17 protein-coding genes are annotated in these 15611 nt (G+C 60.0%); 16 read left to right on the top strand and 1 reads right to left on the bottom strand.

All coding sequences use genetic code 11. The features are described from left to right. Nucleotides 1-96 precede the first annotated feature (96 nt). From ACYVIT_RS08035 to ppa, 10 genes are all read left to right on the top strand, one after another. The gene (locus ACYVIT_RS08035; RefSeq protein ID WP_415806533.1) at nt 97-699 is read left to right on the top strand and encodes a DUF2889 domain-containing protein; all 603 of its coding nucleotides are present in this window, start codon (nt 97-99) and stop codon (nt 697-699) included. A 10-nt stretch (nt 700-709) separates the two neighbouring features. Next, nucleotides 710-1870, top strand: a complete 1161-nt coding sequence (gene sucC / locus ACYVIT_RS08040; protein WP_415806534.1) for an ADP-forming succinate--CoA ligase subunit beta — start codon at nt 710-712, stop codon at nt 1868-1870. A gap of 18 nt (nt 1871-1888) precedes the next feature. Further along, complete coding sequence (gene sucD / locus ACYVIT_RS08045; protein ID WP_415806536.1) at nt 1889-2770, top strand: succinate--CoA ligase subunit alpha; 882 nt, start codon at nt 1889-1891, stop codon at nt 2768-2770. A 269-nt stretch (nt 2771-3039) separates the two neighbouring features. Then, nucleotides 3040-3747 carry a TerC family protein gene (locus ACYVIT_RS08050; RefSeq protein WP_415806537.1) on the top strand — a complete coding sequence of 236 codons (708 nt, stop codon included), beginning with the start codon at nt 3040-3042 and terminating at the stop codon, nt 3745-3747. 272 nt (nt 3748-4019) lie between these two features. Next, on the top strand, nt 4020-4739 hold the full coding sequence (locus tag ACYVIT_RS08055; protein ID WP_415806538.1) for a TerC family protein: 720 nt from the start codon (nt 4020-4022) through the stop codon (nt 4737-4739). A 111-nt stretch (nt 4740-4850) separates the two neighbouring features. Further along, the gene (gene hemC / locus ACYVIT_RS08060; RefSeq protein WP_415806539.1) at nt 4851-5792 is read left to right on the top strand and encodes a hydroxymethylbilane synthase; all 942 of its coding nucleotides are present in this window, start codon (nt 4851-4853) and stop codon (nt 5790-5792) included. 113 nt (nt 5793-5905) lie between these two features. Then, nucleotides 5906-6697 (top strand): uroporphyrinogen-III synthase, encoded by a 792-nt coding sequence (locus ACYVIT_RS08065; RefSeq protein ID WP_415806540.1) that lies wholly within the window; start codon nt 5906-5908, stop codon nt 6695-6697. A 37-nt stretch (nt 6698-6734) separates the two neighbouring features. After that, nucleotides 6735-7931, top strand: coding sequence for a uroporphyrinogen-III C-methyltransferase (locus ACYVIT_RS08070; RefSeq protein ID WP_415806541.1), 1197 nt, complete (start codon nt 6735-6737; stop codon nt 7929-7931). A gap of 3 nt (nt 7932-7934) precedes the next feature. Beyond that, the gene (locus ACYVIT_RS08075) at nt 7935-9551 is read left to right on the top strand and encodes a heme biosynthesis HemY N-terminal domain-containing protein (protein WP_415806542.1); all 1617 of its coding nucleotides are present in this window, start codon (nt 7935-7937) and stop codon (nt 9549-9551) included. Between the two features lie 3 nt (nt 9552-9554). Beyond that, on the top strand, nt 9555-10085 hold the full coding sequence (ppa, locus tag ACYVIT_RS08080) for an inorganic diphosphatase (protein ID WP_415806543.1): 531 nt from the start codon (nt 9555-9557) through the stop codon (nt 10083-10085). 137 nt (nt 10086-10222) lie between these two features. Here the strand turns inward: ppa and ACYVIT_RS08085 are convergent, their stop codons facing one another. Next, on the bottom strand, nt 10223-11155 hold the full coding sequence (locus tag ACYVIT_RS08085; protein ID WP_415806544.1) for a LysR family transcriptional regulator: 933 nt from the start codon (nt 11153-11155) through the stop codon (nt 10223-10225). Nucleotides 11156-11279: 124 nt separating this feature from the next. Between ACYVIT_RS08085 and ACYVIT_RS08090 the strand changes: the two genes are divergently transcribed. The 6 genes from ACYVIT_RS08090 (at nt 11280) to ACYVIT_RS08115 (ending at nt 15609) form a co-directional block, all read left to right on the top strand. Beyond that, nucleotides 11280-11996 (top strand): SDR family oxidoreductase, encoded by a 717-nt coding sequence (locus ACYVIT_RS08090; protein WP_415806672.1) that lies wholly within the window; start codon nt 11280-11282, stop codon nt 11994-11996. Between the two features lie 239 nt (nt 11997-12235). Next, nucleotides 12236-12931, top strand: coding sequence for a fumarylacetoacetate hydrolase family protein (locus ACYVIT_RS08095; protein ID WP_415806545.1), 696 nt, complete (start codon nt 12236-12238; stop codon nt 12929-12931). Nucleotides 12932-13035: 104 nt separating this feature from the next. Next, nucleotides 13036-13167, top strand: coding sequence for an entericidin A/B family lipoprotein (locus ACYVIT_RS08100; RefSeq protein ID WP_094820576.1), 132 nt, complete (start codon nt 13036-13038; stop codon nt 13165-13167). Between the two features lie 188 nt (nt 13168-13355). Then, nucleotides 13356-13613 (top strand): hypothetical protein, encoded by a 258-nt coding sequence (locus ACYVIT_RS08105; protein ID WP_415806546.1) that lies wholly within the window; start codon nt 13356-13358, stop codon nt 13611-13613. After that, nucleotides 13610-15007: a hypothetical protein gene (locus ACYVIT_RS08110; RefSeq protein ID WP_415806547.1), complete on the top strand. Its 1398-nt coding sequence runs from the start codon at nt 13610-13612 to the stop codon at nt 15005-15007. Before ACYVIT_RS08105 ends, ACYVIT_RS08110 begins: the two co-directional genes overlap by 4 nt. Then, complete coding sequence (locus ACYVIT_RS08115; protein ID WP_415806548.1) at nt 15004-15609, top strand: hypothetical protein; 606 nt, start codon at nt 15004-15006, stop codon at nt 15607-15609. Before ACYVIT_RS08110 ends, ACYVIT_RS08115 begins: the two co-directional genes overlap by 4 nt. The last annotated feature ends 2 nt before the right edge of the window (nt 15610-15611 follow it).

Consider the following 15611-nt stretch of genomic DNA (forward strand, 5'->3'; position numbering starts at 1 on the left):
GCAGGGGCAGGGGGAAGCGGCGTTTCCTCGAGCCCTGCGTTATACTTCCCTGGATTTGCTGCTTTGCGTCAAAGACTTTGAAGTGCAGGCCCCTTAATGCCCTTGCCACCGTCGACAGTTTCTCGCCATCCTTTGCACACGCGTTCCATACGCGTGCAGTCCTACGGGCGCGACGATGGTTTGTGGGACATCGAAGCTGAGCTTATTGACTTCAAGTCCTACGATTTCCCCAAGCACAACGGGGAAGTCTTCGAAGCAGGCCGCCATATTCACCACATGCATCTGCGCATCACCATCGATGAGGCTTTTACCATTGTGGCAGCTCAGGCGGCTTACGACGCGGCACCCTACGAACGGCAGTGCATGAACATCGACACCGCCTATGCGGGTTTGGTGGGCATGAACCTGCTCAAAGGGTTTCGGCGCCAGGTCAAGGAACGCTTCGGTCGTACGGCAGGCTGTACGCACATGACCGAGCTTTCGCAGGTGCTGCCCACCGCGGCAGTCCAATCCATGGCCAACCGGCGGCGCCAGAACAGCAATCCGGACATACGCCCATTTCAGCTGGATGGCTGTCATGCCTTGCGCACTGACGGCCCGGTGGTGCTTGAGCATTATCCCAAGTGGTACACCGGGGATAGCGCTGAGGCGTCGGCGGGCGCAGATTCCGATTCCCCCTCTTTTTCTCATTCGTCCTGACAGGTAACACATGAAAATCCACGAGTATCAAGGCAAGGAACTGCTAAAGCAATTTGGCGTGCCTGTGCCGCGCGGGATCCCCGCATTTTCCGTCGACGAGGCTGTGGCTGCCGCTGAAAAGCTGGGCGGACCGGTATGGGTCGTCAAGGCACAGATCCATGCTGGCGGCCGTGGCAAGGGCGGTGGCGTGAAGCTCGCCCGTTCGATCGACGACGTGCGCAAGCTGGCTGGCGAGATCCTGGGCATGCAACTGGTCACGCACCAGACCGGCCCGGAAGGCCAAAAGGTCAATCGACTGTACATTGAAGACGGCGCCGACATTCAAAAGGAATACTACGTGTCGCTGGTCACTGACCGTGCCACGCAGAAAGTCGCCATCATCGCTTCCAGCGAAGGCGGCATGGACATCGAGGAAGTCGCTCACTCGACGCCCGAAAAAATCATCACCGAATACATCGATCCGCAAACCGGCCTGTTGGCTGACCAAGCCAAGAGCGTCGCCGAATCCATCGGCCTGACCGGCGGTTCGGCTGACCAAGCTGCCGACGTGTTCCAAAAGCTCTACAAGTGCTACATGGACACCGACGCCTCCTTGGTCGAGATCAACCCTCTGAACTGCGACAGCAAGGGCAACATCATCGCCCTGGACGCCAAGTTCAACTTCGACCCGAACGCCTTGTTCCGTCACCCGGAAATCGTCGCCTACCGCGACCTGGACGAAGAAGACCCCGCCGAAGTCGAAGCCAGCAAGTTCGACCTGGCCTACATCCAACTCGGCGGCAACATCGGCTGCCTGGTCAATGGCGCTGGTCTGGCCATGGCGACCATGGACACCATCAAGCTGTTCGGCGGCGAGCCGGCCAACTTCCTGGACGTCGGCGGCGGCGCGACCGCTGAAAAGGTCACCGAAGCCTTCAAAATCATGCTCAAGAACAAGGGCGTGCAGGCCATTCTGGTCAACATCTTCGGCGGTATCATGCGCTGCGACGTCATCGCCGAAGGCGTGATCGCTGCTTGCAAGGCCGTCAACCTCAACGTACCGCTGGTCGTCCGCATGAAGGGCACCAACGAAGAACTGGGCAAGAAAATGCTGGCCGACTCGGGGCTGCCCATCATCAGCGCCGACACCATGGCCGAAGCGGCCACCCGCGTCGTAGCCGCCGTCAAATAAATTGCCAAGGATTCACAAATGTCGATTCTGATCAACAAGGACACCAAAGTCATCACCCAGGGCATCACGGGCAAGACGGGCCAGTTCCACACCCGTATGTGCCGTGAATACGCCAATGGCAAAGCCGCCTTCGTGGCCGGCGTCAACCCCAAGCGTGCCGGCGAGGACTTCGAAGGCGTGCCCATTTTCGGTAGCGTGAAAGACGCCAAGAGCGAAACCGGCGCCACCGTTTCGGTCATCTACGTGCCGCCCGCCGGCGCCGCCGCCGCCATCTGGGAAGCCGTCGAGGCGGAGCTGGATCTGGTCATCTGCATCACCGAAGGCATCCCGGTCCGTGACATGCTGGAAGTCAAAAACCGCATGAAGGCCATGAACAGCAAGACCCTGCTGTTGGGCCCGAACTGCCCCGGCCTGATCACCCCCGATGAAATCAAGATCGGCATCATGCCCGGTCACATTCACCGCAAGGGCCGCATCGGTATCGTCAGCCGCTCCGGCACGCTGACGTACGAAGCCGTCGGTCAAGTCACCGAATTGGGCCTGGGCCAATCCAGCGCTGTCGGTATCGGTGGTGACCCCATCAACGGTCTGAAGCACGTCGATGTGCTCAAGCTGTTCAACGACGATCCCGATACCGACGCCGTCATCATGATCGGTGAAATCGGTGGTCCGGACGAAGTCAACGCCGCACAATGGGCGAAAGACAACATGAAGAAACCCGTGGTCGGCTTCATCGCCGGCGTCACGGCGCCTCCGGGAAAACGCATGGGCCACGCCGGTGCGTTGATCTCGGGCGGTGCCGACACGGCAGATGCCAAACTCGAAGTCATGGAAGCATGCGGTATCCGTACCACGCGCAACCCGTCCGAGATGGGCAAACTGCTGAAGTCCGTGCTGTAACAGCCTGAGGCTTCCAGCATGTAAAAAGCCCGCCTCGATTGGCGGGCTTTTTACCGTTCGGGCGTCGATTGTGTTGTCTCGCCCTTTTTGCAAAATATAATAACGAGCCGGTATTACGCGTACACTCCCATAAAAATCGTCAGGCGCCAAGAGCGTCCGGCATCCGGCAACGGCCACTCATCAGCTCGCAACTACCAAGATGGCCGCCACCCGTACGCAACCAAGAAAAGCATCAACTCACACCTAGGGGATCGCTAGGAAAGAGAGGAATGGAACTTACATCAGCAGCATTTTGGATTGCCCTATTACAGATTATCTGGGTCAATATCCTGTTATCCGGCGACAACGCCGTGGTGATTGCGCTCGCCGCGCGCTCGCTGCCCGCAGAGCAGCAGAAAAAGGCGATCACGATTGGCTCAGCGGCCGCGATCATCATGCGTATCGTGTTGACGCTGGTTGCCGCCAAGCTCCTGTTGCTGCCGTGGCTCAAGCTCATTGGCGCACTGCTGTTGGTCTATATCGGCGTGACACTCCTGTTGCCCGAGGGCGACGAGGATGGTGATGGCAAGCAGCATGGCACCTTGCTCTCTGCGATCCGCACCATCATGATCGCGGACTTGGTGATGAGCCTGGACAACGTCGTTGCGGTGGCCGCCGCCGCGATGGGTGATACCACCCTGCTGGTAGTCGGGTTGGCAATCAGTATCCCGCTGGTCATTTTTGGTAGCACCTTGTTGTTGAAGGTGATCGAGCGTTTCCCTCTGATCGTGTGGGTCGGTGCGGCATTGCTGGGTTTTATCGCGGGCGAACTGCTGGTAGGCGATCCCGCCTTGCATGATTCGGTCATCAGCATTGACAACGCCTTGGGCGTGACAGAGCATCAATTGGCGTTGATAACCGGTGCGATCGGCGCTATTGTGGTTTTGGCCATTGGAAAAATTTTACTTTCCCGACGTCAGGCGCTGACACAAAGCTGAACTACAATACCGGCTTTGGCACAAAAACTGCCGCGTTTTGACGCGGCAGTTTTTTGCCGCCGACCGCCTTAAGGCAAAAAAACGCTCCTCTGGGGGGAGTAAGCCAAAAACGCGGTGTGGGGGCTTTTTTTCCGCCAAACCGTCATAGGCAAAAGCTCCCTGCTGAGTAGCAGGCGAGAGATGCGGCGGGAAAGGTGCCGACGTGGGGACGGTGTTGACCTGATCGCGGTCAGTTCGCTCCGTCCAAATTGTCATTCCGAGGGGGATAGCAAGTGTTAGAGTTTCTACAAACAATAAGCTGGGCTGCAGTATTCCAAATCATTCTTATCGACATTCTGTTGGGTGGCGATAATGCCGTCGTGATTGCGCTGGCTTGCCGCAATCTGGCGCCCAAGCAACGCATGCAGGGCATTTTGTGGGGTACGGCCGGTGCAATCATCCTGCGCGTCGTACTCATCGCATTCGCCCTGACGCTGCTCGCTATCCCCTTCCTCAAGGTCGTGGGCGGTCTGCTGCTGGTGTGGATCGGCGTCAAACTCCTCATCCCCGAGGACGACGGACACGACAACATTACAGGCAGCACCTCTATTGCCGCTGCCGTCAAAACCATCATCGTGGCCGACTTTGTCATGAGCCTCGATAACGTCATCGCCATCGCCGGCGCGGCGCAAAACGCCCACGAAGGCCACCAGATCGGTCTGGTCGTGTTCGGCCTGATCGTCAGCGTACCCATCATCATCTGGGGCAGCACCCTGGTGCTCAAGCTGATCGATCGCTATCCGCTGGTCGTGACGCTCGGCGCAGCACTGCTGGGCTGGATTGCCGGCGGCATGGTGATTACCGACGTTGTTGTCGAAAATCAATTCGGCCCTCAGCCTACTGCGGTTAAAATCGCTGCAGAAGTCATCGGCGCATTGATTGTTGTAGTCTTGGGGCGGTGGCTTGCTAGTCGTAAAACTGCCTCCAAGGAATCTACTCATGAGTCTGCGTAAAAGCGACAACCCCGAATCCGGCCTGAGCCTGCTGCAAGGCCTGGCAATATTGGCCATCATCGGGGTGATCGCCACGGTGATCTTTTCCAGCCTGGGCAATTAAGTCTGCCCGTGTCTGCACCGCAACGCCTCGTTATCGCGACCCGCGCCAGCCGGCTTGCCCTGTGGCAAGCCGAGCATGTGCGCGATCGGTTGCGTACTCTCTATCCCGACTGTTCCGTCGAACTGCTCACGTTGACCACGCGGGGCGACCAGATACTGGATCGCACTCTGTCCAAGGTCGGCGGCAAAGGGCTCTTTGTCAAAGAACTCGAAACGGCTTTGCTAGATGGGCGGGCCGATTTGGCGGCTCATTCACTCAAGGACGTCCCGGTTGACTTGCAGGCGCCATTCGAACTGTGCGCTGTGCTCGAACGAGCCGACCCTCGGGACGCTTTCGTTTCCAATGACTATGCGACCTTGGCCGATCTGCCGGCCGGGGCCGTCGTTGGCACCTCCAGCCTGCGGCGGGAGTCGCAGATCCGGCGGCGCTATCCTCATCTGCAGGTCAAACCGCTGCGCGGCAATCTGGATACCCGCCTGGGCAAACTCGATCAGGGCGATTACGCCGCGATCGTGCTGGCCGCGGCGGGTTTGCAACGCCTGGATCTAGGTCACCGCATTCGCAGCCTGCTGGATCCGGCCGATAGCCTGCCTGCAGCCGGGCAGGGCGCGCTAGGCATTGAAATCCGTGACGATCGTGATGATCTGCGCGCCTGGCTGGCGCCGCTCGTCTGTGACCAGACCACAGCTTGCGTGTTGGCCGAGCGTGCCGTGTCCCGGACTCTGGGCGGCTCGTGCCAAGTCCCGCTGGCGGCATATGCCGTGCTCGATGGCGACAACGTCGTGCTTCGGGCATTGGTGGCCTCTCCTGATGGCAAACAATTGATTCAGTCCCAACATACCGGGCCAGTGGCGCAGGCCGAGCAGATCGGCGAAGCCGCGGCGCAAGCCTTGCTCTCCAAGGGCGCGGCCGCCATCCTGGCTGCCTTGCAAGACACGTCTGCCGACTGAGGCTGGCTCATGCCAGTATGTTGTGAGGTACGTCCGGATTCACGGCTGAGCTTGGCAGTCAGGTATGGCGAGTGGAGGCGGCCTTTTCCGGGATACATACAGGAGGGGTGTCTATGTCGCATATCGCCATTCTGACTCGCCCTGCCGGCCGTAACGACGCGTTGGCGCAGGCGCTCGGCGCAGCCGGTTGGCAGACGCTGGATCTGCCTGCGCTGGAACTGCGCCCCTTAGCGGTTGCCTCAGCAGATCTGCCTTTGCCGCAAGACTTTGATTTAGTCATCTTTGTCAGCGGTCATGCGGCGCGGACGTATTTGAACCAACTGCGGGATCTGGCGGGGCAGACCGACTGGCCCGCTGCCGTCTCTGCCGCGACGGTGGGACCGGCGAGCGCGCGTGCCTTGCGCGAAACACCAGGTTTTTGCGCCAATACAACAGTATTCTGTCCGCCGCCCGCAGCATCTACCCATGATTCTGAAGCCCTATGGCAGGTATTGCGCGCGCAAGACAGCCTGCCCAACAGGGTGCTATTGGTACGCGGCACTCAGGGACGGGATTGGCTGGCCGACCAACTAGAGGCCGCGGGGGCGCAGGTACGGCGGCATGCTGCCTATGAACGCCAGCCGGCTCAGTGGCTGCCATCCGCCGTCGAGCAACTGCGAAAATGGGCGCAAATGAGGGAAAAAACGACCTGGCTGCTGACGAGTGGCGAAGGACTCACCGCCGTAGAGGCCCATATCCATGAGGCCGGTCTCGCCGATTGGTGGCAAGCCTCCGACTTTATCGTGACCCATCCCACACTGGCGCGGCGGCTGCAGCAAGGCCTCGCTGGCAAGGTCACGGACGCAATGGTAAAAATCTGCTTGCCGGCCGATGATGCGATCCTCGCGGCCTTTGTTGCGGCTTGAATCGAAGTTTTGGCATTTCACCGAATACAATCGCGTCATGACAGACCAGACTCCTGACACTGCACCTGCCGTCAATTCGGCAGCTCCGGGCGCAGCTTCGCCCGCCAAACCGGCATCCGCCCCGGTTAAAAAGTCGTCCCGTGGGGCAGGCTTATTGGGCGTGGCGTTGATCATCGTGCTCCTGGTGGCCGTTGGCCTCGGGTGGGCGCTATGGCTGCAGCGCAAGCAAGCCGACGCGGCCGGCCGTGAAATAGCGACTCGCCTGGCCACGCTGGAAGACGCAGTCGCGCAAAGCCGCAAAGACGCGCGCGAGGCCTTGACCCTCATTCAAGGGCAAAGCGGCCAGGTACGCAGCCTGGAAGCACAAGCCCAAGAGGCCAAGACCCGCTACAACGATCTGCAACAAGCTTGGGAAACCTTCAGCGGCGGGGCGACAGACGAGATTCTCGCCAACGACGTCGAGCGCCTCCTGGTACTGGCGAATCAGCAGTTGCGCCTGGCAGGCAACGTCAACAACGCCATCGTTGCGCTCGAAACTGCTCAGACGCGCCTGGCGCAGGCGGCGCGTCCGCTTTTCGCAGGTCTTCAACAGAGCATCAATGGCGATATCGATCGCCTCAGAGCTGTTGCGACCGTCGATATTCCAGCACAAACTGCGCGTATCGATCGTCTGGCAGGTCTGATTTCCAAGGCTCCTTTGCTGGTCCCGGACGCTTCGGCTCCTGGCGCCTCGAGCGACACGCAACCCAAACCGGCGACGGCGCCAATCCAATCTCCGGCTGATGATCCTCGCCATCAATTGCCCGCGGATGCCGCGTGGTGGCAGCGTTGGCGTGCCGAGATCGCGTCCTGGCCCGGCCGGGCTGGCAGCACGCTGACGCATGAGCTTGGTGACTTGATCAGCGTGCAACGCGTCGATCAACCGGCTGCCTTGTTGTTGTCCCCCGAGCAGGCCGAACAGGTGCGTGGCGCCTTGCGTCAACGTCTGATGACGGCGCAATTGGCCATGCTGATGCGTCAACCCGAGGTCTGGAAGAACGAGCTCGCCAATGTCGAGAACGTGCTTAGCATTTACTACGATGGCCGCGCCGTGGATACCCAGTCGGCATTGCGCTTGACGCATGAGCTGCAGAATATCGATATCGCAGTGCGCTTGCCGGATGTCGGTGATAGTCTGGCCAGCGTAGCCGCCTTGCGCGCTGCTGGGTTTGATTCGCCAGCCAAACAGGACTAACGCATGCGTACTTGGTTCTGGACTCTGCTGCTTCTTATCGTCGCCGTCGCTTTGGCGGTGGTGCTGCGCTCTCATACCGGCAATGTCATTTTCCTGGTGTCGCCGTGGCGCATTGAACTGTCGTTGACGCTGTTCGTGCTGCTGGTGGTGGGCATATTCATCGCGCTGTACGTGGGCTTGCGCCTGCTGGCCTGGTTGTTGGCCATTCCGGATCGTATGCGTGTCTGGCGCGGCCAACGTGCCCAGGCGCGTGATCACGTACTGCTCGAACGTGGCTGGACAGAGCTCCTGGAGGGGCGCTTTTCTCATGCCGAGAAAAATCTGACCAAGCTGTTGGGGCAGACGCGTGTCGAGAGCCGGCGCGTGTTGGCGGCGCTGTCGGCGGCGCGGGCGGCACACGGGCTGGGCGAATTCGCTCGCCGGGATCAGTTGCTGGAATCCGCACGTGAGCACGCCTCGGGCAATACCGGTTTGCAAGAAGCCATCGCCACGGTTGCGGCTGATCAACTGCTGGATCAAGGCCGGGCGCAAGACGCTTTGGCGGTGTTGACGCCATTGCAGGACGGCGGAGCCCGTCACTTGCACACGATGCGCCTGTTGTTGCGTGCCGAGGCGGCGCTGAATCATCATGACCGTGTCTTTACCCTGGCACGTGGGTTGGTGCGTCGCAATGCATTGTCCAAGACCGAGGCCGAGGGCCTGATCGATCGATCGGGTGCAGCGCGTTTGCGCGTCGCTGCGGCCTCCGGTACGGAAGCCTGGCGCAGCGTCTGGAAAGACCTCAAAAACGAAGAGCGCGTCTTGCCGGAAATTGCCCTGGCAGGCGCCACGGCATTCGAGGCTGCGGGCGAACCCGCCGAGGCTGCTCGCATTCTGGAGGCGGCCGTCCCGGTCCACTTCACCTCGTCCTTGGTGGATGCCTATGCGCGTTGCGAGCCCGACCAGGTACCTCGCCGTCTTGCCAAAGCCGAAGCTTGGCTGCAAAAGCGTCCCACCAATGCGGATCTGTTGACCGCATTGGGCATGCTGTGCCTGAATGGCCAGTTATGGGGGCAGGCAGAGCGCTATTTGCAGCGCAGCCTGGCGCTGCGCAACGATGCGCGTACGCATGCTTTGCTCGGCAGCCTGTACGACCGTTTGGATCGTCCTGCGGACGCCGTGAGCCATTGGCGCTTGGCCACGGTCGCGACCATGGCGTTGCCGGTATTGGCCGGCGATCCGGCGTTGCCTGCAGCAGATACGGATGCCGATCCCCTGCATCTGGATGCCGAGGGTGAATATTCCGCCTATCCGCCGGAGGCTACGATCGCTGCAGCGCCCGCCGTGTCCCAGCTCGAAGACGCGCCCCTGTCGGTCCCTGCCGACTATGTGCTGGATCCTGATGCTCGCGTTCTGGAACGCGAGGCGTCAAACGCGTTGGAGCCGGATCCTCCGGCCGTCGCGCCTGCCCGGTCCAACATCGATATCGAAGACTACTTCGATAGCGCACCCATACCCGTGCCTGAATACGATGTATCGGAGCCCACATACGTCACCCCGCCGTCCACGTCGCCTGACCAAGGCAAATCAGACAAGCGGGATGATGGAAAATCTCTTCCACTTTCAGATAAACAAGGTTGAACCATGAGTCTCGATCGCGTCTCTCCCGGCAAGAATCTGCCGGAAGACTTTAACGTCATCATCGAAATCCCCATGAATGCCGACCCGGTCAAATACGAGGTCGACAAAGACAGCGGCGCCGTATTCGTGGATCGCTTCATGCTGACGGCCATGCACTATCCGTGCAACTACGGCTATATCCCTCAGACCCTGTCCGAGGATGGCGACCCAGCCGATGTGCTGGTGTTGACCCCGTTCCCGATTCAAGTCGGCGCCGTCGTGCGTTGCCGCGCGTTGGGCGTGCTGGAGATGGACGACGAGAGCGGCGGCGATGCCAAACTGCTGGCCGTGCCGGTCGACAAGCTCTATCCTCCCTATCGCAACATCAAGTCGTACGAAGACCTGCCGGCCGAGGACATCAGCCGTATCCAGCACTTCTTCGAGCATTACAAAGACCTGGAAAAAGGCAAGTGGGTCAAGGTCAAGGGCTGGAAGGGCGTAGACGCCGCTCGCGAAGAAATCGTGCGCAGCGCCGAGCGCTACAACAAGGGCTGATTTTTCCCTGAACTGAAGCCCCGTCGGGCCGCGATGCAGACCATGCATCGCGGCCCGATGTCTTTTGCCGCCCGGCCGTCTCAAGAAAAAATGGCCCCTGGGGGCCGCAAGCACAAGGCGCCGCACGGGCCACCCAGTCAGTCGGCTAGCTGCATATTCCTGCAAACAGCCAGGATAGTGTCGCGCAGCCAGCGATGGGCGAGGTCCGCGTGAAAGCGTGGATGCCAAATAGCAGATACCTTGATTCCCGGCGTGCGCACCGGTAGTTCGAAATGCTGAAGGCCTGCACTCCTGGCGTTATCGCCCGTTGCCCCATTGACGAGGCACGAGCGCGGGACAAGCCCGATGAAATCTGAATAGCGGGCGATCCGCATTGCGTTGGCGTAGCTGGGCACGACCATGGCAACCGTTCTTCGCAAACCCAACTGGCCCAAGGCATCGTCCACTGGGCCAGAAAATTGGCCCTTACGTGATACAACCACATGCGGGTAGCCAATATAGCGGTTGGCGGTCACGTCCGACGGCGCTAAGAGCGGATGGCCGGTTCGACAAATACCGACGAATCGGTCTTGAAAAAGCAGTCGAGTTTTCAATTCCGGCGCCTTGGTTCCGATCACCCCAACCTCCAGGTCGATCATTCCTTCCCGTAGGGGCTGTGCATCCTTATCAGGCTTCTGGACAAAGCGGATACGAACACGGGAAGCGGAGTGAGCGATGGCGGTCATCAGGGACGGGCCGACCAGATCGACAAATCCGTCGTTTGCCCGAATCGTGAACGTCCGCTCCAAGGTGGCAATGTCCAAGGCTTGATTAACCGGCTGCAGTACGGCTCGCGCGTTGCGTGCAAGTTCATGTACACGCCCGGTGATTTGCTCGGCGTAGGGGGTTGGAACCAGTGTCCTGCCAGCTTGTACGAGTAGCTGATCCCCTGTGGCCGCCCGCAGCCTGGAGAGCGTTCGGCTCATGGCTGACGGGCTGAGGCCGAGCCGGTGTGCCGCTCTTGTCACGTTGCGCTCAGTGAGCAGCATGTCCAACGAGCTAAGGAGGTTCAAGTCCACGTTCTGCGTCATAGCCAGCTCCTGAATTCATCTGTGCATCAGATGCAATCAATTATTGCATTTGATGCGTCTGGTGCAGAGCACCAATTCCCCCCAAAATCAATGCATATTCAATTGTTTGAAAAAGGGCACAGCGATGACACACTCAATTAGCGATGAATCTCAACCCAGCGTTTTGCTCGTCGGCGCTTCGCGCGGCCTCGGGGCTGCCATGTCCGCGGAATTTCTGAAAAGAGGATGGAATGTCGTCGGCACCGTTCGGGGGAACGGCAGAACCGCGCTGCACGATTTGGCCGATGCTTACGAAGGCCGGGTCGAGATCGAGCAGCTCGATATCATCGAACAGCACCAGGTCGCCGCGCTGCACGATCGCCTTTCGGGCCGCAGCTTCGACATCCTGTTAGTGAATGCCGGAACCGCGAACGCCAACCAGGACGAAACCATTGCCGAGGTTTCTACGGACGAGTTTGTGCGAGTGATGGTCACAAACGCACTCGCGCCCATGCGAGTTGTAGAAGCCTTGCAGGATCTGGTTCCCGCTCATGGCCTGATCGGTGTCATGTCCTCCGGACAAGGCAGCATCGCCAGCAATGAGAAAGGCGGGCATGAAGTCTATCGCGGCAGCAAGTCGGCCCTGAACCAATACATGCGCAGCTACGCCGCTCGTCATGCAGGGGAGTCGCGTGCATTGTTGTTGCTGGCTCCGGGCTGGATCCGTACCGCGTTAGGCGGGCCGGATGCGCCGGCCAGTCTTGAAGAAGCTATCCCCGAGATCGTGAACGTGCTGCTCTCAAAACAAGGAAAGCCCGGTTTGGAGTACTTGGATCGCATGGGGCGAACCGTCCCGTGGTGAAGCGCTGGTTGTCGCGCAATCGCCGGGCAATGTGATCCGGGTTTTCACCGGGGGGCCGAAAAAGGTGTCAGCGGCCATACAGCAAAAAGGGATAAACTCGTGCATTCGTTTTTTCTTACCGCCGGGCCTGCCTGAGGTAACAAGCATCTTTCGGGTGCGAGGGCAACAAACCGATGGCGTGGCGCGGGGGTGTTTCTTTGCTGGCAGTGCCGGCACGCATTCAAGAAGGTCAAGAGAACATGGACTACGTATTCCCTCCGTCGCCGCCCGTTGCCGTGCCTGTTGCCGGCAGCGGTGCGTTGGTTCCGGTGCGCCGCATCTATTGTGTGGGCCGTAACTACGCCGAGCACGCCAAGGAAATGGGCTTCACTGGTCGCGAAGACCCGTTCTTTTTCAGCAAGCCCAACGACGCCATCCTGTCGATCGCCGACGGCGAAACTGGCGCCACGCCTTACCCGCCCAAGACCAGCAACCTGCATTATGAAATGGAGCTGGTCGTCGTGCTGGGCAAGGGCGGCAAGGATATCCCTGTTGACCAAGCTGGCGAGTGCGTGTGGGGCTACGCGTTGGGTCTGGACATGACCCGCCGCGACCTGCAAGGCGAGGCCAAGAAACAAGGCCGCCCCTGGGAGGTCGGCAAAGCCTACGACCTGTCCGCGCCTATCGGTCCCGTTCATCCGCGCAGTGTCGTCGGTACTCTCGAAAAGGGCGCTATCTGGCTCGACGTCAATGGCGAGCGCAAGCAGTCCAGCGACATCTCGCAGATGATCTGGAACATTCCCGAGAGCATTGCTTATCTGTCGAGCCTGTTCGAGTTGAAAGCCGGCGACTTGATCTTCACCGGTACTCCTGAAGGTGTGGGTGCTGTGGTTCAGGGTGATGAGCTCGTGGGTGGTGTCGAGGGTCTGGGCGAATTGCGCGTGCGCATCGCCTGATTGTCAGGTTTTTCACGGCCAGGTGCCGAGAGCTGGGTCTCTCCATGCGGGGGTACTCAGCGCTAACTCGTATGCCTCGTGTACTTTAAATCCGGAGTTTCATCATGCGCGGACGAGTCATGCTGACGGCGCTGATCGTATTTGGCGTCGTACTGCAAGGCTGCAACACCATGGCAGGCATGGGCAAGGATATGTCCGCTGCCGGCCAAGCCATCAGCACGGCTGCAGAAAAATAAAGCTTCACGCTTGTTGCGACAACGGCCCCTTCGGGGGCCGTTGTCGTTGCTGCAAACGAAAACAAGCAGCTCGTTTTGTAGCGCATGCCAGGCGGTGTGAGCATTTTGCCCACCTCGGCATCTACGAATAGCCGGGATCTCTGCGAGGTTTCACACTACGGCCTCTGTTGATTGAAGAGGGGTCCGGCATGATCCAGTGTATTTCCCGCCAGCGTGGCCAGGGGATGACCGAGTACATCATCGTAGTGGCGTTGGTCGCGGTGGCAGCCATTGCGGTCTATCAGTTATTTGGCCAGGTAGTGCGCGCACAGACCGCAGCGATGGTACGTGAAATCGCGGGCGAAGACGGCACTGCCGAGTCGCGCACCGCTCAGTCGGCTGCGGACAAGTCCACGACACAGACCAAGACGCGTACGCTGAAGTCGTTCACGGGGCATGGCAAATGACGGACGCGATCGCGCTGAAGCACTGCATCGTGATGCGTGGGCAGGCGTTGCCGCTGGTACTGGGGTTGATCTCCGTAGGCAGTATTGCCTGGATTGCTCTGTATAACGTCGGCCAGATGGCGAGTGCCCGCATACGCCTGACACATGTCGCAGATGCCGTGGCATATAGCGGCGCCGTGGCGCAGGCGCGCAGCCTGAATATGCTGGCCTACATCAATCGCGCTCACGTGGCGCATCAGGTTGCGATGGCGCATCTGGTGACCTTGTCGTCTTGGGCCCAGTATGGGCAGACACAATCGCAACAGCGAGCCACGCGAAACCCGCCGTCCACGTTGATCGCGGGGCTCTTTGGGGCCTCGGTAGGGAAAGCGTATGCGCAGGCCCGTCCGACCGAGGATATCGGGTCTGCATTAGCGCATGCATTTCAGCAGCACGATGATGTGGTGCACCAGATATTGCAGCAGGCCTCCGCCTCGGTCGTGGACAGTTTGAAGGACTCTCGCCAGCAAATGATGTCGCTGGCTCTGCGCGCAAATTATCCGGAGTATGGCAGTGAGGTCGGCAGGCCGGAGGACGGGCCATTGCAGATCGCCTTGTTGTCGGATGGCCTGCCCGGATATATCCGGTCTTATCCAGGGCACCAAGCGGGCAGGCTGCGCCATATGGTCGAGCATGCGGCACAACGGTACGACTTTCTACAGCGCCGCAATCAGACTCGCCGTCACAACTCGATCGTGAACGATCACTGCCCGACCAAGCGTCATGAGCTGCGCCGTCGAGGGAATACTCGGTTAGAGACAGACGGGCGTTGGTCTGCACGGGACACGCTGTCGTTTCACGCATTGCGTTCCAATCGTTGGATTGGTTGTTACTACCGCGAATATGCAATGGGGTGGGGCGACAATAGCCCTCAATCGAAAAAGAATCCTCACGCCAGTGATCAGCCGCCGCACGGGTTTGCGCAGCAGGATTTCTGGCGCTGGGTGCACGAGCATACAACATGGGACTTGTCCTCAGGCCGCAGCAATCCCATGGCAAAGGCTTACGCCGCGTTCAGCGCAATGCATTGGGCGAGTCGGGGGCTCCCCAACTATTACGAACTGAACGACGATATGGCGTATCGTCCGCTGCGTTTTGCCATTCAGTTGCGTCACTCGGCCGGGCGGCCGGTTATGCAGGGGGCCGAGAATGCGCGAGTGACTCCGATAGGACGATATGCCTACCACGGCCTGGCCGCAGACGAATTCGTGACGGTCAACAGCGCCGCGCAGGCCTATTTTGCACCGCCCTCACAGAACGATGGCAACAACGAACTCGCGAGCTTGTTTCGTCCCTATTGGCAAGCTCGACTGAGCCCGATCCTGCCTGGCGATGTGACGAGGGCTCAGCCATGAAAGCCCGGCCGCGTCGTTCCATTTATCGAGGGCAGGCCGCAGTTGAGGCGATGCTTGCCCTGGTGTTGCTAGGTGGACTCATGCACGCCGTAGTCGCTATTGGGACCGTATCGCTGCGTGGACAGCAGACCGCGCAGTTGAGCCGTCTTGCCGCGTTCATCCATACCGATAAACATACCTTCGTTCCGAGCAACGGCGATATCGGAAATGCGCAAGTCGAGACCCTGGCGCGCGATTGGCTTCATGTCGATTCCCGGTTGCGCCGCGCACAAGCGACTGATCATTCCGTGACGCTGCTGCCATTCACTGCGGCTGAGGGAATCGCGATACCGGCTATACATCGGCAGATGGTTATCGCGGCGGACACAGGACATGGTGTAGACGATGCGGCCGTGTCTGAACGTATTCGACATTCGGCAATAGGATGGTCAGAGGCAGCACGGGGTTCGGCCAGTATTGCCGACGCGTTACGGCGCCGTATGCAGCATGTGGACGCGCCGTGGGGGCGGGAAGCATGGTCGATGGACTGGCTGACTGCGTGGATCGACCTGGCGCCGGTGCAAGCAGGCGCCGTCAGGCGCGACGATTTGACGGAGCATTGACA

The sequence above is a fragment of the Bordetella muralis genome (assembly GCF_054781015.1).